The organism is Empedobacter tilapiae, from assembly GCF_004785645.1.
Classification (GTDB): domain Bacteria; phylum Bacteroidota; class Bacteroidia; order Flavobacteriales; family Weeksellaceae; genus Empedobacter; species Empedobacter tilapiae.
The window spans coordinates 241,395-263,541 of sequence record NZ_SRPE01000002.1 but is presented as its reverse complement, the minus strand read 5'-3'; the positions used below and the strand labels follow the sequence as shown (position 1 = coordinate 263,541).

The window sequence follows — 22,147 nt, the reverse complement described above, 5'->3', positions numbered from 1 at the left end:
TGGTTATGGAAGTAAAATAATTATCAAATGGTTGATATATAGCACAAAAAAAATCTGAATGTTAACATTCAGATTTTTTGATATATAAGTAGATTAGTTGTAGTTTTTATAAATCATCTACGTCTAAATCTTCGTCAATTTGTAAATCATTTAATTCTGCATCCTCAGCAAAATCGATATCATCTTCATCGTCTAAATCAACCAGCATGTCTTTTTTAGGTGCTTTAAGAGGCATTGAACCAAAACGGTAAACCGTTAAAGGGTAATTAAGAACAGCTGGTTTATCTTCTACAGAAATTAATTCAGCCACAAATGTCCACATTTCCATAAAATCATATACAAAAGCCATACGATCTCCTTGATTAGCAAAAGCTTCTTTTATATAAAAATCAGCCATTGTTTCATCAGTTCCATCATCAGACATATCCTCTAAAGGAATTTCTTTTGTTTGTTTTCCATCTTCATCTACTTCATAGAACGACGCTAACTCCTCACCTTGTAAACTAAAAGCACTAATAATACCTTTGTATAATGTGAATAATGTTTGCTTCTCTTTAATTTCTATGTCTCTAAAAACATCCTCTTTTGCATCAAGGAATACACGAATTTTATATATCACTTTCTAAATATTTTTCGGTTCCAAATTTAAATCTTTTCCCATATTAATTACAAATTCTAATGCAGAATTATAATTATTTTCGACTTCTCCTTCCAAAATTGCTTCTTTAATGGCATTTTTTAATATCCCAATTTCTCTTCCTGGTTGAATATCAAATATTTTCATAATTTCTTCACCCGAAATTGGTGGTTGAAAATTACGTACTCTGTCACGTTCTTCAACATCTTTTATTTTTTGTTCTACAACTTCAAAATTTTGCTTGAAACGTTTCTGTTTACGTTCATTTTTTGTTGTAATATCAGCTTTACAAAGCGTTATTAAATCATCAAAATCTTCTCCAGCATCAAATAATAGTCTGCGTAATGCTGAATCTGTTGCATCATCTGTTACAACTGCAATTGGACGAGAACTCATCATCACCAATTTTTGAACATATTTTACTTGTGGTCCTAATGGTAATTTTAATCGTCTGAATAATTTTAATACCATTTTAGATCCAACAAATTCATGCGAATGAAATGTCCAACCTACATTTTTATCAAAACGTTTGGTAACTGCTTTTCCAATATCGTGCAACAATGCTGCCCAACGCAACCAAACATTATCAGTATTCACAGAAATATTATCGACAACTTCTAACGTATGATAAAAATTATCTTTATGTTTTTGACCTTCAACTTCTTCGATACCTTTTAACGCAACCAATTCTGGTAAAATATATTGCATTAATCCTGATTGTTCCAATAACAATAATCCGACTGAAGGTTTATCTGTCATCATAATTTTTTGAAACTCATCCATTACTCGTTCAAAAGATACGATACTAATACGTTCTGCATTATCAATTATTGCCTGAAAAGATTTTTTTTCTATTTCGAAACCCAATTGAGCAGCAAAACGAATCGCACGCATCATACGCAAAGGATCATCAGAATACGTAACATTCGGTTCTAATGGTGTTTTAATGATTTTATTATTCAAATCTTCTACTCCATTGAAAGGATCTATTAATTCGCCAAAATTCTCTTTATTCATCGAAATTGCCAATGTATTAATCGTAAAATCACGACGTTTTTGATCGTCTTCCAAAGTTCCGTCTTCTACATGTGGTTTTCTACTATCTTCTGAATAACTTTCTTTTCGCGCACCAACAAACTCCAAATCAGTATCTTTGTATTTGAACATTGCTGTTCCAAAACGTTTAAAAACTGAAACTTGTGATGTATATTCTAATTTATTTGCTAATTCTTTAGCTAATAAAATTCCATTTCCAACTGTTACAAAATCGATGTCTTTTTTCTGACCACGATTTAATAAATAATCGCGTACAAATCCACCAACTACATAAGTTTCTTGATTAATTTCATCAGCAACCTCTGCTACATTTTTAAAAATTGGATTTGATACGGCTTCTAAGATTTTCATTCTGCAAAAGTATAAGTTTTGAAATAAAAAACTACCCTCTAATAACTTTTACTTCGTTATCTAGACCTAATTTAATTATTGTAGATGCAGTAAACTGAGGTACAAAGGTTTTTATTTCCTCAGGATAAAAATCAACACGCTCTAAAATAGAAGGATTAACTTCGGAAAACACTTTTGGAGAAGGTTCTCCTGATAAATTTGCAGATGTAGATACAATTGGTCCTCCTAATTTTCCTATGATTTTTTTACAAAATAAATCTTCTGTTAAACGAATAGCGATCGTATTATCTTCTGCAACCAATGACTTTGGTAGACCCTTTGGATTATCATAAATAATTGTAATCGGTTTTTCATTCAAATCAATCAAATCCCATGCTAATTCAGGTACTTCAACAATATCTTGCAACATTTTAGGAGAATCTACTAAAATAATTAACGATTTTGATGAAGGACGATTTTTTATCTGATAAATTTTTTCAATTGCAGCCTCATTCTTTGCATCACAGCCTAATCCAAGAATTGTATCTGTTGGATAAAGCATTGTTTCGCCTTGTTTTAGTTTGACTACAATTTCATTTATATCTGACATCTTTTTTGTTTTTATAAATTTAATTACAAAGGTATTGCAGGAAAGTTGAAATATGTAAATTTATTTTTATTTATAATACTTTTTATTCTGACATTTGTATAAATAAACTATTATAATGAACATTACAATTATTTCATATGATAACTGGGGACTAAATCAAAAAGTAGTGGACCATTTACAACAAAGAGGATATAATGTTACACATATTAATTTTCACTCATTTCAATTTAAATATTCTAGTCCTATTCAACGAATTTATAATGTGATTTTAAAAACTTTTCTCAAAAAAAATTTGAAAAATATTTTTTATGGAAAAGAGATATTAAAAAAATTAAATTTAAATAAACAACAAGATTTAATCATTACAATAAAGGGTGATTTTATTGATCCAGAATATATTCATAAAATAAAAACTCATTCAAAAAAAACAGTTGCTTTTTTTAACGATTCTTCAAAAAGATGTCCTAAAATAAAAAGAGTCTACCATTTATTTGATAAATCTTATTCTTTTGAAAAAGATGATTGTGAAAATTTAAAAATGTCATTCCTAACTAATTGGATATTTACAAAACCTGATATTAAGAATCAATATTTATACGAAATATCAAATGTTAGTTCAATGGACAATAGATTCAATATTCTGAACTCCATTTCATCTCAATTAAAAGAAATGTCTGTCAGATATAAATTTATTGTTCTAAAAAATAAAAAGAATTACAAAAGTGATTCATTAGAAATTGTTAAAAATAAACTTTCTTTAGAAGAAATAAATCAATTAAATAATGAAAGTCAAACATTACTAGATATTAACCGAGCTAATCAAAGTGGTTTATCTTTTAGAGTTTTTGAATGTTTAGGTTATAATAAAAAATTAATCACTACTAATGAAGATATTAAAAGTTACGACTTTTATAATCCTTCAAATATTCTCATAATAAACAAGGATAATCCTATAATTGATTCAGAATTTTTTAACAAAAAATATGAATCAATTTCAGAAAACATTTACTATAAATACACTATTGATGGATGGTTTAAAGAAATCTCTAAATAATATTCTATCTTTAACACATCAAAGTGAATAATAGATTAACTCTATTATAATCATAAGATTTAATAAAAATGATGCAAAAAATTGTCGTAAATAATAATTATAAAACTACGCAAACTGAAATCAAATCCATTATTGAAAATTTTAATTTGATTGATGATTATATTGCAAAAGGTACAAGAAATTCTATCAAAAAAAAGAGATTAGAATCAGGAAGAATTGTAACGATTAAATCATTCAAAATTCCTAATATAGTCAATAAATTTGTTTATCGATTCTTTAGAAAATCAAAAGCAGAACGATCTTACGAATATGCAAAAGAATTGATTAGATTAGGTTTTCTAACGCCTTATCCTATTGCTTTTGTCGAAAACAAAACAGCTGTTAGTTTTAGAGATAGCTATTATTTTTGTGAACTAGTTGAAGCTGATTTAACATATCGTGAATTAGTTGAAATACCAACTTGGGAAAATCGAAACGAAATCTTGAAACAGTTCACAAAATTCACTTTTGATTTACATGAAGCTGGAATTGAGTTTTTGGATCACTCTCCAGGTAATACTTTAATTAAGCAAGTTGGAGAAAATCAATATGAGTTTTATTTGGTTGATTTGAATCGTATGAATTTTCATGATTCAATGAGTTTTGAAAATAGAATGAAAAATTTTTCTCGTCTAACTCCTCAAAAGGAAATGATAGAAATTATGGGAAAAGAATATGCGAAACTAATCAATAAACCTGAGCAAGAAGTTATTGAAGTAATGTGGAATAAAACGCAAGAGTTTCAATACAAATTTCTGACAAAACAAGCTCAAAAAAAGAAATTAAAAGCCTTAATTGGTAAAAAATAAATAAAAAAGCAGATTTGAGATCAAATCTGCTTTTTTATTTATTTTATCATTTCAGAAAATGGAATAATAATATCATATCCTTTTTCTTTAAAATAATCGTACATTCCCTCTCTGTACGTCACCAAAACAAAGTCTCCGCCCCAAGCACCTAGACTTTTTACTATTCCTAAATAATCAGAAAAAAACAATTCTTTGACTTGCGGAATTTGCATGAAATCACCTAATCGAGCTTGATACTCATTCAAAATAGCTTCTAAATCAAATAAATGTTCAACTTTAGTCGCTTTTACAACCAAATCAGAAAGTTCATGAATCATCTTCCAATCTTTTGGTTTGTTTTTGTAATGATTTCCAACAACAGCTTGCGTATCTTGCTTTTGATTAAGATAAACAAAATAAAGTTGATCTTTAAAATTCCAATTCAATTCTAGTTCTTCTACTTCAATAGGATTGTTAGAAAATAAAATTGGTTGATAATGATGTGCACAAGCAATGTCATAACCACTTGTATTAAATGTTAATTGATTCAATTCAAAAGGATCTATTTCAATCCATTGACTAATTAGATCGATCAACGTCGAGCTACTTCCCAATCCCCATTCTTGTGGATATTCTAACTTCGTTAAACATTGGTAACTATTATTAGAATTGAAAAAATCAGAATTTAATGTTTTAGCTTTTTTTAAAATTGTCTGTAATGATTTGCTTAATCTATCATTTGTAGTAGAAATTATTTCTAAATCATTCAATCTAATTTCGGCTTCAAACCAAATAGAATCATCAAATTTAATCGCTTTCCAAGTGATTAAATTTTCAGTTTCTGATGAATTTTCTACAAACAAACATTGCCCATATTTAGTGGGCAATGCAAATGCTTTCGCTCCATCAATCACAATATATTCCCCTATAAGGAATAATTTTCCATTGGAACGGTATGTTTTCATTTATTTTAAATTTGTGCCGAAGAAGTTGAAACTTCTCTGTTAATTTTTTTCACTAAACCTTGTAAAGTATTACCTGGTCCAACCTCAATAAATGCTTTCGCTCCATCAGCAATCATATTTTGAACTGATTGTGTCCATTTTACAGGAGCAGTTAATTGTACAATTAAATTTTTCTTTATTTCAGCAGGATCTGTAACAGCTGTTGTGCTTACATTTTGATATACAGGACAAATTGGTGTATTGAAAGTTGTTTCTTCAATAGCTTTTGCTAATTCCTCTTCTGCAGGTTTCATCAATGGTGAGTGAAAAGCTCCACCAACTGGTAAAACTAAAGCACGTTTAGCTCCTAATTCTTTCAATTTTTCACATGCTAAATTAACCGCTTCAATTTCTCCAGAAATCACTAACTGACCTGGACAATTGTAATTTGCAGCAACTACAACTCCATCAATTTCTGCACAAGCATCCTCTACAATTTTATCTTCTAATCCTAAGATTGCTGCCATTGTAGATGGGTTAGCTTCACATGCAGCTTGCATTGCTAAAGCACGTTTGTAAACTAATTTCAATCCAGATTCGAAATCTAATGTTTCATTTGCAACTAAAGCAGAAATTTCTCCTAAAGAATGTCCAGCAACCATTTCTGGTTTAAAATCTGATAAAGTTTTAGCTAAAATAACAGAATGTAAAAAAACTGCAGGTTGTGTAACTTTTGTTTGTTTTAGGTCTTCTGCAGAACCTTCAAACATAATTGATTTTATATCAAATCCTAAGATTTCGTTTGCTTTGTCAAATAATTCTTTTGCGATTTCAGAATTTTCGTACAAGTCTTTACCCATTCCAGAGAATTGAGCTCCTTGTCCTGGAAAAACATATGCTTTCATTGTATTATTTTTAATGTATGACAAATGTATAATAAAATCTTAAACTTCTTTATTTAACCTAAGTTTTGATTCTCTTTTCTATAAATTTCGTCTAAATATTTGTAGCGATTTGCAACAGAAATTGCATGTAGTTTTGCAATTGTGTAACCATCTTTTCCATCTAAAAAACCAAGTCTCATCACGAAATAATTTAAAAAACGATAAGCAGGTTTTATTTTATAATGATAAAATGATGGTTTTAAACCTTTTAGACGAAGCTCTTGAGCTCTTAAACTCGAATAACTATTTAATTTATCTAAATACTCTTGCTCATTATCAAAAGTATAGTGATCTAGTTTATTTGTTAAAAAGCCTACTTCACCATTACATTCGATAATTTCATGCACCATACGGTCTAATCTATATTGAGATTTAGATTTCTTAAAAATTCGAATAGCCTTATCATTTTGCATACCCGAATATTTAATATGTTTCTTCTTAAAAAAGAACTTTCTATATACAAAATAAGCGTCAAATTTAGGTTGATTATTAAAAATCGAAATAATTTCTTTTTTTAATTGAGTCGAAATTCCTTCATCAGCATCAAAAAATGTAACCCAATCATTTTTTGCCAAAGAAAGTCCGTAATTACGTTGATTGGTAAAATTATCAAACTTTCGTTTTATAAATGTCACTTTCGGATTTTGAATAGCAATTTCTTCCGTTTTATCTATACTATAAGAATCTATTATAATAATTTCATCAGCAAAATCAACATCATTTAAGTAACGACGCATATTTTTTTCTTCATTATAAGTAATCAGTAATGCTGAGATTTTGGTAGACATTGATCTTATAGAATATTCCTTTTTAGTTTCTATTTCAACGTTATTCTTATTTATAAATTGTTCACCTAATAGATTATTGTTTAGAAAACCATCTAATTTATCTTTAAACAACTCGAAATCAAACACTGAATAAAATTCATTTACTTGTTTTTTTATTTGACGATTGTTTAATTTCTTAAACCTTTCGGGAAAATAATCTTTTAAATGAACACTTGTATGATTTATTCCATCTTCGAAAGTTGCCCATACTTTCTTATCAATCCATGGCGAAAAAATAATAAATGATTTTTTACCTAAAGCTTTTGACATATTAATCGCTCCACCATCATTTCCTACTATCAAATCACACTCGTTAGCAATAGCAATAAATTCACGTAAATCATTACCTAACAATTCAAAATAAATTTTTTCTTGCGTTTCTTTTGATAATTGATTGTAAACTTCTTTTGCTTGATTTATTTGTTTAGGAAAATAATTGAATAAAATATTGACATTATAATTTTGTCCAATAAAATCAACCATTTCCGCTATTTTATTTAGAGGATAAGTTTTTGAAGGATCAGAACCAAGCAAACTAATCATAACTGTTTTACGCGTTGTATCAACTTGATGTTTTTCAAATAAATCTTTTGCGAAATTTATTTCATCAATTGTCAAATATAACTTTGGTTCAGTAATCAAAGGAGTCTCTATTCCTAAAGGTTTTAACAAAGCTAAGCGATGTTCTATTGCTAATCCTAAATATGAATGAGGTTCGTTATGTTTTTCTACATTATCCGTATAAATAAGTGTACGTCCTGGTTTTTTATATGATATTTTTTTTTGCGCATCATTAATAAAAACGTCTACCCAACTTTGTAATTTAGAATAAGCATCAATAACAACATCATATTGATTTTGATTAATTCTTTTAGAGAATTTCACCAATTTTATTAAACCTTTTATTTCCTTTTCTTCAAAAATAATTTTATTATCGATATAAGGATTATTTTCTAAAACAGGTAATGTATTGCTATTAATCAAATAATCTACAATAGTATTTGGAAAAGCTTTTTTGATATTTTCGCACAATAATGAAGTTAACAATACATCTCCTATCATTTTGTGTTGGATGATCAAAATTTTCATAAAACATAGTTATCTAACAAAACTACTAAATTAAGTTTAATTTTAAATAAAGCGTAATTGTAAAAATTATATAAAAAATCAGATTAAAGAAATCCTTAATCTGATTATAAAAATATTTATCAGTAACAATTTATTGAATTACTCCAATATCATTTCGATAATATTCGTAATCAAAATGTACTTTTTTGATGTTTTCATAAGCAGTTTCACGTGCTTCTTCTAATGTATTTCCTAATCCAACTATGTTGATTACACGTCCACCAGAAGTCAAAATTTGTTCTCCTGATAATTTTGCACCAGCAATAAAATTAGGACAAGTTACATTTTCTAAACCACGAATCTCAAAACCCTTGTCATAATTACCTGGATATCCTCCTGAAACCATTACAACACAACATGCATGTTGATTTTTGAAAGTCAAGTCGAAATCTTCTCCTTTGATTGCTTTATTTACAACCTCAGCCAAATCATTTTCTAACAAAGGTAAAGTCGTTTGTGTTTCTGGATCACCCATTCTAAGATTATATTCCAACAAATAAACTCCTTTTGTCGTAATCATTAATCCAAAGAAAATAACTCCAGCAAACTCTAATCCTTCCTTGATTAAACCACATTTTGTTGGCTCCATAATTTCTTCTTCGAACATTTTGAAATGTTCATCCGTAAACAATGGATTTGGAGCGATAACGCCCATTCCACCAGTATTAAGACCAGTTTCTCCTTCTCCAATTTTCTTGTGATCTTTTGCAGAAACAAATGGAACGATTTTTTTCCCGTTAAAGAAAGACAAAATAGAAGCTTCAAAACCTTCTAAATATTCTTCAATAACCACTTCATTTCCTGCATCTCCAAAGGTTTTATCTTCCATGATATCTAAAACAGCTTGCTTCGCTTCTTCGAAATCTTGGCAGATAATCACTCCTTTTCCAGCTGCTAAACCAGAGGCTTTCACTACAATTGGGTACTCTTGTGTTTTCAAATAATCAATCGCCAACATTGGTCCTTGAAAATTCTTATATTTTGCTGTTTTCACACCATACTTATCCATAAAATCCTTTGCAAAAGCTTTAGAAGCTTCCAATTGTGCAGCTGCTTTATGAGGTCCGAAAACGTTTAAATTCTCTTTCTGAAAAATATCAACGATACCTTCCGATAATTCAGCTTCAGGTCCAACAAAAGTTAAATCAATTTGATTTTCTTTCGCGTAATTTTTCATTTCTTCAATCGAAGAAACCGAAACATTTGTTCCGATTTGAGCTGTTCCTGCATTTCCTGGAATAAAGAATAATTCTACTTCTTGACCTTTTTGTTTAAAGTCTTCAGCAAATTTCCATCCGATTGCGTGTTCACGACCTCCTGAACCTATTACTAAGATGCGAGTTGCAGTTTGCGATTCTCGGTTTGCGCTATTATTTTGTTCCATTGTTTTTCTTTATTAAATAGTTTTGAAAATTTTGATTCATTCTACAATAATGATCAATTAATTCTAAAGCTTCATTTAATTCTGATTCTGTTATATAATTCAACTCAAAAGCTATTATTAATTGAGCTTCAACCTCAAAAGCAGAACCTTTTGAAATAGATAGAAAATTAATCATTTGCTGATTTGAATTTCTTCCAGAACCTTCCGCGATATTTGAAAGAATTGAAACAACGGCTCTTTTTATTTGAACAGTTAATCCATATTTTTCTGATTCTGGAAATTTATTCGAAAGATCGTAAACCAATCTCAAAATCTCCAAACTTTTTTGCCATATGTCTAAATTTCTATAACTTCTCATTTACACTAAGTTAATCTTAAATCCCCACATCGCAAAACAAATATCGCACATCGAATTTTAGTGCATAAAATGTCTCATTCCTGTGAAAACCATCGGAATTTCGCGTTCGTTACAAGCATCAATAGATTCTTGATCTTTAATTGATCCTCCTGGTTGAATAATTGCTTTAATTCCATTTTCTGCTGCAAAATCTGCTACATCACGGAAAGGGAAAAATGCATCTGAAGCTAAAACTAAATCTTCTTCCACTTTTTCTTTTGCACGAGCAATCGCTTGTTGAGCTGCCCAAATGCGGTTTGTTTGACCTCCTCCGATTCCGTAAGCTTGACCATTCGTTGCTACAACAATCGCGTTAGATTTTACCCATTTTACAATTTTTTGAGCAAAAACTAAATCTGTCATTTGACGATCAGTCGGTTGAGCTTCAGTTACTACTTTAAGATCTGTTGAAAACTGATTATCTGTAGACTGAACAATTAATCCTCCATCAACTTTTACATAAGTAACTTTGTCCGAAACAGGATTTTTCACTTTTATGATTCGTAAATTCTTCTTTTGTTTGAAAATTTCTAACGCTTCTTCTGTAAATGAAGGCGCAATTACAATTTCTAAGAAAATTTTATTTAATTCAACTGCAGTTTTTCCATCAACTTCTCTATTGAAAGCTATAATTCCACCAAAAATTGACATTGGATCACATTCATACGCTTTTTCATAAGCTTCTAAAATATTATCTCCAATCGCCACTCCACAAGGCGTTGAATGTTTCACTGCACAACAAGTTATTTCTTCGAATTCTGAAACTACTTTATAAGCTAAATCCATATCACGAATATTATTGAAAGAAAGTTCTTTTCCTTGTAAATATTCGAAATCTTTCATTGCTCCATTTTTCGTTTTATCAACGTAATAAGCTGCTTTTTGATGTGGATTTTCTCCGTAACGTAAATCCATCACTTTCTCGTAAGAAGACTCTAAAAATTGAGGAAAATCTTCTCCTAAAATGTAAGTAGAAATCGCCGCATCGTAAGCAGAAGTTAAGTTGAACACTTTACCAGCACATAATTTACGCGTTTCGATAGAAGTTGAACCATTCTCGCGAATTTCATTCATCACAACTTCATAATCATTCACATCCGTTACAACCGTTACATCATAAAAATTCTTTGCAGAAGAACGTAACATTGATGGACCTCCGATGTCAATAAACTCAATCATTTCCGCTTCAGAAAGTCCTGTATTCATCTTTTCGAAGAAAGGATAAAGATTTACAATAACGATATCGATTGGGTTAATTCCATGTTCTGCAATTGTTGCCATATGGTTTTCGTCCGAACGACGCGCCATAATACCACCATGAATTGCAGGATGTAAAGATTTTACGCGACCATCCAAAATCTCAGGAAAACCAGTTACATCTTTTACTTCTGTAACCTCGATTCCATTGTCTTGTAAATGTTTGTAAGTTCCTCCAGTTGATAAGATTTTGTAATCTTGTTCAACCAAGAATTTTGCAAATTCTAACAAGTTCGACTTGTCCGAAACACTGATTAGCGCTTGTTTTTGCATTGTGTTTAGTTTTTAAAGTTTATTGTTTGTTTACTATTTTATTGGAAATGAAAAACCTCAATGTACACGACATTGAGGCATTCTATATTTTATGCTTCGCTGATTTGCTTGATTGCCTTGATATAAATTTCGCTTTCTACCTCAGCAACTTTACGCTGTAAATCTGCTACTTCATCACCTTCTTCGATCTCAAAAGTTCCTTGACAAATAATTTGTCCTTCGTCTACACCAGCTGTCACAAAATGTACAGTTGCTCCTGATGTTTTTTCACCAGCTTCTAAAACTGCTTGGTGAACTTTTGCTCCATACATTCCTTTTCCACCAAATTTTGGTAATAATGCAGGATGAATATTAATCATTTTCGAGCCCCATTTCGAGGTAAATTCTGGAGATAATATGGTTAAAAAACCTGCCAAAACAATTAAGTCGATTTCTTCTCCTTCTAAATTATGTTCGGCATCTTGCGAAAAAGTTTTTCGGTCTAAGACATACGTTCGGATATCTTTATCCAACGATCGTTCTATTGCATAACAGTCGCGGTCTGCCATTACCATCGAAATCTCGACATTTGGTAATGTTCCGTCTTCAACTGCATCAATAATATTTTGAAGATTTGTTCCGCCACCGGAAACAAATACAGCTATTTTCATGTTTGTTTGTAAGTAATCTTGTTTGTTTTACAAAGATAAGATTTTAGTTGAAGCAAGCCGAAAAATATAACTTGGATTTAATCTATTTATTAATGATTTATTCACAATTAAAAATAAAAAAGGCTATCTCTTATCGAAATAGCCTTTTAAAAATATTTTTTAGTGACCTTGAGTTCCATCAACTCCATGTGCGTGTCCGTGAGATAATTCTTCCTCAGTTGCTGGACGAACATTTAAAATTTCAACTTCAAATTCTAACGTTTTTCCTGCCATTGGAGGATTCAAATCTGCAATTACAGCTTCTTCTGTCACCTCTACAACTGAAGCTCGGAATTGATTTCCTGCGTCATCTGTTAAAGGTAAAAGTGCTCCAACTGGTGGTAATCCAGATTCTTTGAACATATCTAAAGGTAATTGAGCAACAGCTTCTTCTACTCTTTCACCGTATCCTTCTGCTGGAGTAATTACGAATGATTTTTTGTCACCAACTGTTAATCCTTTTAATTCTTCTTCAAATTTAGGAATCATCATTCCTGCTCCGAATAAGAAAGTTAATGGTTCTTGTGCATTTGATTGTTCTACAAATACTTTTTCACCATTCGCTTCGATGGTATGTAATGAGTAGTTTACTGAAACTACATTGTTGTTTTCTATTGACATAAATTATAAATTATGGATGCTTTAAAAAAGCGTTCATTTTTAATACTTATCTTTTAACAACAATTATTCCTTTCGAAGGATTTAACCAATTTTGTCAGTTATTTAGATTTTCGAACTGACAATAATCTATTTTAATCAATAAAAAGTAATGCTTTTTTGATGTCTTCATAACCGATTTCACCATTAAAATAATCGTAAATTGGTTTTAAAACTTTATTCTCTTCAAATTCAATTTCACTATAAGCCAATCGAACTTTATCAATAATTTTGTCAGAAGGTCTAAATTTTGAATAATCCAAATCAGGTTCACTTTCTTTTATTTTACCTATATGATCGACAATTGCAGAAGTTGTTAACCCTCTTTTTTCTGCAATTTGATCCAAAGTCAACCCCTCTTTCACATATTCTAATGTGATTTCGTAAGTCGATTTCTTTTGACCTTTTTCTTTCGTTTTATTCTTTTCAATATTTTTTGCAATTTGCTTTTTATCTAACGTTCCACCAGAATATCGAATAAAAGCTGCCCAAGAATTTTGCAATTCTTTTTCGTTTAAAAACTCATCCATTTCATTCGATAAAACCTGAAAACGTCTATCAGCCTTCATTGCAAGTGAATCAATTTCTAAAGCTGTTTGATTTAATCCATGTAGCATCAACGAATTTAAATCTCGTAAACGTGAAAGTGCAACATACCCTTGTCCTTTTTCGAATGCTTTCGACAAATCTATAAAAGCAGAATCTAAGGTCATTCCTTGAGATTTATGAATCGTAATCGCCCAAGCCAAACGCAACGGAACTTGTGTGAATGAAGCCAACGCTTTTCCGCTTTCGTCTTCTATCGCCCAAGTTTCTGGTTTTGCAACATAAAATTCGTTGTCCAACGTTTTTATAATTGGTTCATTTTTTTCAGTATAACCCGAGACATTTCCAAGCGTTCCGTTTACAAAACCAACTTCGAAATTGTTACGAACAAACATAACTTTCGCTCCAATCTTCAATTCTAAAACTTCTTCAGCTAAAACAGATTTTTTCAGAACTTCAACCAAGGCTGGATTTCCCGCAACTTTTGCTTCAAAAGTTTTGGAAGAAGAATCAATATTAATCAATTGACCTTTATTAATTCGATCAACATCCATATTATGTGTATACAAACGCGTTTGTGAATCTATTTCATCTGGAAAATATTCAATTCGAGATTCTAATAAATCAACCGTTTTTTGCGAAATATGTCCCGAACGAATTTCATTTAAGATATCATTTAACGCATTATTTGTCTGACGATATTGTTCTGTCAAATAACAGATATGCACTTTTGATTGCACCCAAGCATCGGACATAAAACAGAATTTATCTTTCGATTCTTCCCACTCTTCACCAATCGGTGGCAACTGAAAAAAATCTCCCGAAAAAATTACTTGAATTCCTCCAAAAGGTTCATCATTTTGCTTAAAAAATTTCAATACATGATCAACCGTATCCAACTGATTTCGGTGCAACATCGAGATTTCATCAATAATCAACACTTTTACTTTGTCCATCTTATCACGAAAATATTTCTTGTCACGAAGCGAAGCTAAATATCGATCTGAAACATAATCTTTTATTCCAATTCCAGCCCACGAATGTATCGTTTGACCATTCATGTGCGTTGCTGCAATTCCCGTAGAAGCCGTTATAGCAACAGGAACGCCATGTTGTTTAAGATACGTAATGTATTGATTTAACACATAAGTTTTTCCGGCACCCGCAGAACCTGTTAAAAATACATTTCGACCAGATTTTAGAATTGCCAAAGCCTTAGATTGTTGCATAACTTATGAGTGAATTTGGAGTTTTTTGAATGAACAGCAAAGATACGAAGATTGAATGAAGTGAGGAAATGATAAATATTTTAAATAAACCTCTTCCATATTTAGCTAAAAATAGTGAGTTTTTTTGAGTGACGATTTTACAACTTTGTAATACAACAACTCAAAAAACTACTACCATGAATTTATCATCAAGCGGACCTTTTATCGAAATCATCGAGTGGATAGAACAAGATCCAAACTTGTTGATGTTAAAATTTCCTGATCAAGACAAGGAGATAAAAAATGGTGCGAAATTAATTGTAAGAGAAAGTCAAGCCGCGTTATTTCTTAATCAAGGAGTTTTTGCAGATGATTTTTCAGCGGGAACATTTTCTTTATCAACCGAAAATATTCCTATTTTATCAAAACTAAAAGGTTGGAAATATGGTTTTCAATCACCTTTTAAAGCAGATGTTTACTATTTCTCAACAAAAGATTTTGTCAATTTAAAATGGGGAACTCCTGCTCCAGTTTTACTTCGCGATCCGCAATTTGGACCAATTCGTATCAAAGCATTTGGAAGTTATAATATTAAAGTCTCTGATGTCAGAAAATTCTTTTCAAAATATGCAGGAACTTTTCCTATCCTGACTGTTTTCGAATTAGAGCATCAATTACGTGATTTTATCGCACCTATTTTTGCTGAAGTTTTAGCTCAAGCAAATATTTCTGCGCTTGATATTGCGGAAAATCTTTCTACACTTAATCAAAAAATCCAGCCATTGATCGCTCCGCATTTCGAACAATTCGGAATCTATGTCACTCAATTCACCATTAGTTCTGCGACTTTACCAAAAGAGGTGAACGACAATATTGATAAAATAAGTAGTATGAATATGATTGATGATATAAACAAGTTTCAACAATTCAATACTTCTTTAGCGATTGGAAAAGATGGAAATCCGATACAACAAAGTGTGCAAGATGCAGCTGCGCTTGGATTGATGATGCAAGGAATTACGCAACAAAACATTCAACAGAACACACCTCAACAACCTGCTCAACATCAAGAAGAATCTGTTGTATATAAACTAAAAAAATTAAAAGAAATCTATGATTTAGGTTTAATTGAAGATACTGAATACCAATCAAAAAAAGCTGAATTATTAGATAAATTATAACCACTAAAAACTAAATTTTATGAAAACTATTGGAACTTACATGGCTATTTTCGGATTATTAGCAATCGTTTTGAACTTTTTTAATGCCGTTCCTCGTCTTTTGGCTTGGATCTACAATTGGGGCGATGGCGTTGCGTGGGGAATTAAAATTGCGTTCGTTATCATTGGTGCGATTCTCTATTTTATGGGAAGAAAACAAGAAGAAAATATCGCAAATTAAAATGATATGAATGACGAAAAGCCAAAATTATCATTGATTGAAAAATTGAAATTTCAAGCGGAAAATCAAACGAATCTTGGAGGAAATTTCATGAAAAATCAATCAAAGCTAGAAACTGTAGATTGCCCAAATTGCGGTGCTGGTCGTGCAAAACAAGATGGCGTTACCAAATGTGCCTATTGCAATTACGAATTTATTAGTGGAAAATTGGACGATGGAATACATATTAAAACCTCAGATAATTCGAGAGAATAATGGAAAATAACTTTGTAGAATTAGACAACTTAATTGATCGTTTCAAGAGCTTTTTATTGAAATTAGAACAACGCGCTTTAGAATTAGAAACTGAAACGATAGAAGCTGGACAACAAATAAATGATTTGGATGAAATAAGATTCATTCATTTCAAAGCTGGAATTACAGGACAATATGAAACATTGAAAGTTAAAGCTAAAGAGGTTTTTAAAGAGCAAATTGAGAAAAAATCTTTTTCATATTATTACTCAGATGAAGATGTAAGAGTGGATGATTATATGTATTCTCATGACACTAAGATTTACGAAACTTCACTTTTGTTAGACGATTTTAATGATAAAATTGATTTGATTTTGGAGAATATTTTTAGTCAAGTAAAAGCTGAAAGTTCAGAAGATAAACTCAAAAAATTATTAGCAGAATACAAATCAACAAAGAATAATTTCTGTTGTACACAATGTGGTGCAAATTTAAAAATCGAGAAAGTCTATTTTGTTTCTGCTTATGTTACATGCGAATTTTGTCAAACACAAAACACATTTGTTCCTTCGACGAGAATGTCACTTTTACCAGATTTAGTAAGAGAAATTGCAACAGAAAAAACGGGGATTTTAGATTATCCAATTCCTGGAAATTCAGTTTTTAAAAAATTTTTGAACAATGAAAAACATGCAAGACAACAATTCTTTATCAAAAAGAATCTACTTCCAGAATTAACCAATTCTTACAAAGAAGTTTATAAAAGAGAGATTAATGATTTTGTACAAACTTTTCAGCATGAAACGGAAACGGAAGCATCTTTTTATCAAAACATTATTGATCAATTTGGAACAAAATTTATCAATCAAAATTCAACTATAAATGATTTAGAAAAACAAGACAATCTTGCTTTTGAAACGCTTTTGAACAAAGAATTACTCAGTATGAATTTCATGAAAGAAGCTGTAGAAAAAACTACAATTCTGACTGATTTAGAAAACTATTATCAATCATTAAAACAACAAAATAATTATTAATTAAATACTCAAAACTATGTTCGGAAAATTAAAAAACATTTTCAATAAAGCAGAAGAAGCAATTGAAAATTTACAAGAAAATAACACAACACAATCGTCAAATTCAGAAAATGAATCTGTTCAAAGTTCTTATCAACCAGAACCAATTTATTTTGAAGATTACATCGATTATAGTAACATCATTCCCGAAATTGATGAACATTATGTAGACAATTACGAGAATTTTTACAATGCTTTGAATTCAAATAATCGTCAAAAAGTAGAAAAAGCAATTTCAATTTGGAAAAGCGATCTTGAAAAATACAAAGAGCAAGTGCATAAAATGGGACCTTATGAAGGTGATGATTCGTTACAACAACATGCGATTGCATATTTTGATGATAAAATAAAAAACATTGAAAATGATTTTGAGCCTTATGCAGAAGCTTTTTTAATGGATGCTACAAATCAACAAGAGTTATATGACAGAGCTGAGGACAATAAAATGGCTTTGTATGATCGTATTAATGATCAATTAGAAAAATTTGTTCAGAAATATGAAGATAAAAATTCGGATATTGGAATTGAACAAATGTATCAACAACATGACGCAAAAGTGCTTGAAGATTCTAAAGATAATCCTTTGTTAGAGCCGATTCATGGAATTTCTTTGTACGATTATGCTGCAGGAGTTGTGAAAATTGGTTCTAATATTCCGGAAGTAGATGTATTAAAGGCTTTGGGAGTTGATAAACCTCAATGGGACGAAGCAAATTTGATTTGGAATCAACGAATGGAACAAGATACAGAAATGACTGTAATGACCTTATATAGCCAATATTTCACAAAAATTAATGAACATCCAACATTAGGAAATAACGGAAATCTTTCTGCTGATACAGCTTCAAATCCAAACTTAGAACGTTTGAAAACGGATGAACATTTCTTCTATGATTTAGCTGCCGAAAGAGATGCTGCAATAGAAGTTGGAAAAGATGGTGCGCAATATATTCTAGATAAATACGGAATCGGAATTGTAGATTTTCAAGCGCAAGCTGTTATTTGGACTCGTTCTGGAAATTATTCTTCGATGATTACTTATCAAATGGAAAAAAAAGAAGAATATTTAAAACAATTTCAAAATGAAATGGGCGGAACAATCGCTGATGATATTGATTTTTAATATTCTATCTAAAACAAAAAAACCGGATAAGAACTAACTTATCCGGCTTTTTTAAACTATTTAATCTACTATTTCAATATAATTTTGTCAGCACCCTCTTGAATTTCTCCAATCAACGCGCTTCCATCAATAATATTCAATACTTTTTCAGCGTCAGTTTGGTCAACGATGACAACCATTCCGACACCCATATTAAATGTTCCAAACATTTCGTTTTCTGCAATTCCTCCGTGTTTCGCTAATTCTTGCATCACTGTTGGTACATTTATTTTTGCTTTTTCTATTACAGCCGTCAAACCGTCATTTATAATACGAGGAACATTCTCGATTAATCCACCTCCTGTAATATGAGCAATTCCAGACATTTCAATTCCAGCATCTTTGATTTTGAAAATATCGTTTTGATATAATTTTGTTGGAACTAATAAAGTTTCGAACAAAGGTTTACCTTCAAATTCTTCGTTAAAATCTGGAAAAACTTTACGAACCAAAGAGAATCCATTCGAATGGAAACCACTTGATGGTAACGCAATAATTACTTGTCCAGCTTTTATTTTAGAACCATCGATAATTTCATCACGCTCTACTACTCCAACACAAAATCCTGCAACATCATAATCACCAACTTGATACATTCCTGGCATTTCTGCTGTTTCTCCACCAATTAATGCTGTTCCAGTTTCTTTACACGCTTGTGCAATTCCACCTACAATTTCTGCTGCAATATCAGAATCTAATTTTCCACAAGCTAAATAATCTAAGAAAAATAATGGTTTTGCACCATGACACAAAATATCATTTGCACACATCGCGAAACAATCAATCCCAACTGTATCGTAAACTTTAGAATCTAAAGCCACACGTAGTTTAGTTCCTACACCATCAGTTCCAGATACCAAAACAGGATTTTTGTAACCTCCTAATTGGTAAAATGCACCAAAACTTCCAATTCCATTCAACACGTTTGAATTGTGTGTTGCTGCAACTGCATCTTTAATTTTCGATACCGTTTGATAACCTTCTTCCTTATCTACTCCGGCTTGTTTATATGTATTGCTCATTTTAATTATGATTTAGTTTTTCGAAATACGAAATTCGTATAACTTATTAATCTATATGCAAAGGTTTTACCTCTTTACACTCTTCATTAGAATAATTTACGGGATATTTTTCTGTAAAACATCCAAAACAATGTTCTTTACTTCCTAATAAATCAATCAGATTATCAACTGTTAAGAAATCTAACGAATCAACATTCAAATAATCTTCAACCTCTTTAATTGACTTATTTCCTGAAATTAAATCTGCTTTAGAAGGCATATCAATTCCTAAATAACAAGGTGCAATAATAGGAGGCGAAGCAGAACGGAAATGAATTTCTTTTGCTCCTGCTTCTTTTAATATTTTGATTAATAATTTCGAAGTTGTTCCACGTACAATAGAATCATCTAAAACAACCAAACGTTTTCCTTTGATTTTATTTTTGATAGGATTCAATTTTAAGTTTACCACACGCTCACGCATTTCTTGAGAAGGCACGATAAACGAACGCGACATATAACGATTCTTAATTAAAATTGGTTCATAAGGAATACCCGAAGCTTCTGAATAACCAATTGCAGATGGAATTCCAGAATCTGGAACACCAATTACAATATCGGCATCAACAGGAGATTGTTCGTATAATTTTCGACCAGATTCTACACGTAAATCGTAGATTTCATTTCCTTCTATATTCGAATCAGGACGTGCAAAATAAATGTACTCAAAAGCACAAATATTACGTTGCGTTGGTTGATTTAATGAATAAGATTTTAAACCTTGTTTATTTACTACAATCAATTCACCTGGCTCTACATCGCGGATAAATTCAGCTCCGACAGCGTCTAATGCACATGTTTCTGAACAGAAAACATAGGCATCGTCCAATTTACCTAAACATAAAGGACGAATACCATTTGGATCGCGAAAAGCTGCCATTTGATTATTCGCTAATAACAAAACCGAATAAGCGCCTTTTACCTTTTCTGTACCTTTCTGAATAGCTTCTACAATATCTAAATGCGAATATTTTTGAATAGAACGTAATAAAACCTCCGTATCCGAAGTTGCTAAAAATGGTAAACCTTCTGCTTCTAATTCAGCTCTCAATGCTTCAACTTCAATTAAATTTCCGTTATGTGCAATAGAGAAATGAGGTTTTCCGTAAATATTGTACGTGTAAAGTGGCTGAATGTTACGACGACTTCCACCTCCAGCAGTTGTGTAGCGTGTATGTCCAATCGCAGCATTTCCTTGGTATTCTTCAATTTCGGCTTCCATTGTTTTGAAAACGTCCAATACCAAACCTGTTTTTTTCACCGTTTTAATGTTTCCATCTTTCAAGAAAGAAACACCACACGCTTCCTGTCCACGGTGTTGAAGCGCAAATAAACCAAACTGCGCAATAGAATACGTGTTGATATTATTTGGCGAATAAACCCCAAAAACACCACATTCTTCGTTTACACTATCCACAGTATCAGCTGCATATTTTTTTAATAAATTTCTTTCGTAGAAATTCGTTAAATATTCAGCTTTGAATTGGCTTTTATGTAATTTTTTATCAATCATTATAGAATGAAAAAAATGTTTATTTTAAAACTTCTGTCAAACGATTATATACTTCGTGATAAGCTTCTGAAACATCACCTAAATCACGACGGAAACGGTCTTTATCTAATTTCTTACCTGTTTCAACATCCCATAAACGACATGTATCTGGAGAAATTTCGTCAGCTAAAATGATATTACCATCAACATCTTTACCAAACTCAATTTTGAAATCAGCTAAAATTAATCCAGCTTTTAAGAACAATTCTTTCAACGCTTCGTTAATTACTTCCGTCTGAGCATACATTTCATCCAACTCATCATACGTTGCAGCACCTAATAAAACTGCGTGATGATCGTTGATTAATGGATCTCCTAATTCATCTTTTTTGTAACAGATATCGAAGATTGTAACTGGAGATTTCGCTCCTTCCTCTAATCCTAAACGTTGAGCCATAGACCCAGCAACATAGTTGCGCACAACCATTTCAATTGGAATAATTGATACTTTTTTTACCAATTGCTCACGATCATTCAACTGCTCGATGAAATGAGTTTTAACTCCTTTTTCAATCAAATAGTTGAAAATTAAAGTCGAAATTTTGTTGTTCATTTCTCCTTTGTCCTCAACAGTTCCACGCTTTTGTGCATTAAATGCAGTCGCGTCATCTTTGTAATACACAATTACTTTGTCTGCTTCCTCTGTTGAGTAAACTTGTTTTGCTTTTCCTTCGTAAATGAAGTCTTTTTTTGTTAAGCTCATCGTTGTTGTTTGTTTTTTCGAAGCTCGATTTTCGAAATTCGAAGTTAATATTCATCTAACTTCTACTTTCTAGTTTCTAACTTCATTACATCGTTTTTTTGTTTTGTTTGAAATGAAAAAGTCCACTTCGTGTTTGTTGTTTGCTTTGAAAATTAACTTGTTCAAGGTTAACTTTCGAAATTAATTTCGA

At 31.0% G+C, this 22,147-nt stretch carries 22 protein-coding genes; 7 read left to right on the top strand and 15 right to left on the bottom strand.

What is annotated here, in order from left to right:
* Positions 1-106: 106 nt before the first annotated feature.
* Genes E4J94_RS03340 through E4J94_RS03330 form a run of 3 tightly spaced genes read right to left on the bottom strand, consistent with a single transcriptional unit; the run spans position 107 to position 2,624 of the window.
* Positions 107-619 carry a plasmid pRiA4b ORF-3 family protein gene (locus E4J94_RS03340; protein ID WP_135834451.1) on the bottom strand — a complete coding sequence of 171 codons (513 nt, stop codon included), beginning with the start codon at positions 617-619 and terminating at the stop codon, positions 107-109.
* Positions 620-622: 3 nt separating this feature from the next.
* Positions 623-2,044, bottom strand: a complete 1,422-nt coding sequence (locus tag E4J94_RS03335) for a CCA tRNA nucleotidyltransferase (RefSeq protein ID WP_135834450.1) — start codon at positions 2,042-2,044, stop codon at positions 623-625.
* Positions 2,045-2,075: 31 nt separating this feature from the next.
* Positions 2,076-2,624, bottom strand: coding sequence for an L-threonylcarbamoyladenylate synthase (locus E4J94_RS03330; RefSeq protein ID WP_135834594.1), 549 nt, complete (start codon positions 2,622-2,624; stop codon positions 2,076-2,078).
* Between the two features lie 301 nt (positions 2,625-2,925).
* Between E4J94_RS03330 and E4J94_RS03325 the strand changes: the two genes are divergently transcribed.
* Together E4J94_RS03325 and E4J94_RS03320 are read left to right on the top strand one after the other, a co-directional pair.
* The gene (locus tag E4J94_RS03325) at positions 2,926-3,687 is read left to right on the top strand and encodes a hypothetical protein (RefSeq protein ID WP_221411277.1); all 762 of its coding nucleotides are present in this window, start codon (positions 2,926-2,928) and stop codon (positions 3,685-3,687) included.
* Positions 3,688-3,758: 71 nt separating this feature from the next.
* Complete coding sequence (locus E4J94_RS03320) at positions 3,759-4,535, top strand: lipopolysaccharide kinase InaA family protein (protein WP_317129207.1); 777 nt, start codon at positions 3,759-3,761, stop codon at positions 4,533-4,535.
* Between the two features lie 38 nt (positions 4,536-4,573).
* Here the strand turns inward: E4J94_RS03320 and E4J94_RS03315 are convergent, their stop codons facing one another.
* The 9 genes from E4J94_RS03315 to E4J94_RS03270 form a co-directional block, all read right to left on the bottom strand.
* Entirely contained in the window at positions 4,574-5,479 is a 906-nt protein-coding gene (locus E4J94_RS03315; protein ID WP_135834447.1) for a GYDIA family GHMP kinase, read from the bottom strand.
* A gap of 5 nt (positions 5,480-5,484) precedes the next feature.
* Entirely contained in the window at positions 5,485-6,363 is an 879-nt protein-coding gene (gene fabD, locus E4J94_RS03310) for an ACP S-malonyltransferase (RefSeq protein ID WP_135834446.1), read from the bottom strand.
* 53 nt (positions 6,364-6,416) lie between these two features.
* On the bottom strand, positions 6,417-8,291 hold the full coding sequence (locus E4J94_RS17805; RefSeq protein ID WP_246034245.1) for a glycosyltransferase family 9 protein: 1,875 nt from the start codon (positions 8,289-8,291) through the stop codon (positions 6,417-6,419).
* A 157-nt stretch (positions 8,292-8,448) separates the two neighbouring features.
* The gene (gene purD / locus E4J94_RS03295; RefSeq protein WP_135834445.1) at positions 8,449-9,741 is read right to left on the bottom strand and encodes a phosphoribosylamine--glycine ligase; all 1,293 of its coding nucleotides are present in this window, start codon (positions 9,739-9,741) and stop codon (positions 8,449-8,451) included.
* The gene (locus E4J94_RS03290) at positions 9,728-10,099 is read right to left on the bottom strand and encodes a four helix bundle protein (RefSeq protein ID WP_135834444.1); all 372 of its coding nucleotides are present in this window, start codon (positions 10,097-10,099) and stop codon (positions 9,728-9,730) included. The genes purD and E4J94_RS03290 overlap by 14 nt, the downstream gene beginning before the upstream one ends.
* Positions 10,100-10,156: 57 nt before the next feature.
* On the bottom strand, positions 10,157-11,668 hold the full coding sequence (gene purH / locus E4J94_RS03285) for a bifunctional phosphoribosylaminoimidazolecarboxamide formyltransferase/IMP cyclohydrolase (protein ID WP_135834443.1): 1,512 nt from the start codon (positions 11,666-11,668) through the stop codon (positions 10,157-10,159).
* An 89-nt stretch (positions 11,669-11,757) separates the two neighbouring features.
* Positions 11,758-12,318: a phosphoribosylglycinamide formyltransferase gene (gene purN / locus E4J94_RS03280; RefSeq protein ID WP_135834442.1), complete on the bottom strand. Its 561-nt coding sequence runs from the start codon at positions 12,316-12,318 to the stop codon at positions 11,758-11,760.
* 159 nt (positions 12,319-12,477) lie between these two features.
* Complete coding sequence (locus E4J94_RS03275; RefSeq protein ID WP_135834441.1) at positions 12,478-12,978, bottom strand: FKBP-type peptidyl-prolyl cis-trans isomerase; 501 nt, start codon at positions 12,976-12,978, stop codon at positions 12,478-12,480.
* A 131-nt stretch (positions 12,979-13,109) separates the two neighbouring features.
* The gene (locus tag E4J94_RS03270; protein ID WP_135834440.1) at positions 13,110-14,789 is read right to left on the bottom strand and encodes an AAA family ATPase; all 1,680 of its coding nucleotides are present in this window, start codon (positions 14,787-14,789) and stop codon (positions 13,110-13,112) included.
* A gap of 176 nt (positions 14,790-14,965) precedes the next feature.
* Here E4J94_RS03270 and E4J94_RS03265 point away from each other — a divergent pair, with 176 nt between their 5' ends.
* From E4J94_RS03265 to E4J94_RS03245, 5 genes are read left to right on the top strand one after another with little or no spacing between them, the layout of a single operon-like run.
* Positions 14,966-15,949 (top strand): SPFH domain-containing protein, encoded by a 984-nt coding sequence (locus tag E4J94_RS03265; protein WP_135834439.1) that lies wholly within the window; start codon positions 14,966-14,968, stop codon positions 15,947-15,949.
* Between the two features lie 19 nt (positions 15,950-15,968).
* Positions 15,969-16,169: a hypothetical protein gene (locus tag E4J94_RS03260; RefSeq protein WP_135834438.1), complete on the top strand. Its 201-nt coding sequence runs from the start codon at positions 15,969-15,971 to the stop codon at positions 16,167-16,169.
* A gap of 6 nt (positions 16,170-16,175) precedes the next feature.
* The gene (locus E4J94_RS03255) at positions 16,176-16,424 is read left to right on the top strand and encodes a hypothetical protein (RefSeq protein WP_135834437.1); all 249 of its coding nucleotides are present in this window, start codon (positions 16,176-16,178) and stop codon (positions 16,422-16,424) included.
* Entirely contained in the window at positions 16,424-17,440 is a 1,017-nt protein-coding gene (locus E4J94_RS03250) for a hypothetical protein (RefSeq protein WP_135834436.1), read from the top strand. Before E4J94_RS03255 ends, E4J94_RS03250 begins: the two co-directional genes overlap by 1 nt.
* A 16-nt stretch (positions 17,441-17,456) precedes the next feature.
* Positions 17,457-18,602, top strand: coding sequence for a DUF6620 family protein (locus E4J94_RS03245; RefSeq protein ID WP_135834435.1), 1,146 nt, complete (start codon positions 17,457-17,459; stop codon positions 18,600-18,602).
* A 68-nt stretch (positions 18,603-18,670) separates the two neighbouring features.
* On the opposite strand, the gene purM is transcribed toward E4J94_RS03245, so the two are convergent.
* Genes purM through purC form a run of 3 tightly spaced genes read right to left on the bottom strand, consistent with a single transcriptional unit; the run spans position 18,671 to position 21,957 of the window.
* Positions 18,671-19,663, bottom strand: coding sequence for a phosphoribosylformylglycinamidine cyclo-ligase (purM, locus tag E4J94_RS03240; protein WP_135834434.1), 993 nt, complete (start codon positions 19,661-19,663; stop codon positions 18,671-18,673).
* Between the two features lie 46 nt (positions 19,664-19,709).
* Entirely contained in the window at positions 19,710-21,215 is a 1,506-nt protein-coding gene (purF, locus tag E4J94_RS03235) for an amidophosphoribosyltransferase (protein WP_135834433.1), read from the bottom strand.
* Positions 21,216-21,234: 19 nt separating this feature from the next.
* Entirely contained in the window at positions 21,235-21,957 is a 723-nt protein-coding gene (gene purC, locus E4J94_RS03230; protein WP_135834432.1) for a phosphoribosylaminoimidazolesuccinocarboxamide synthase, read from the bottom strand.
* Positions 21,958-22,147 lie beyond the last annotated feature (190 nt).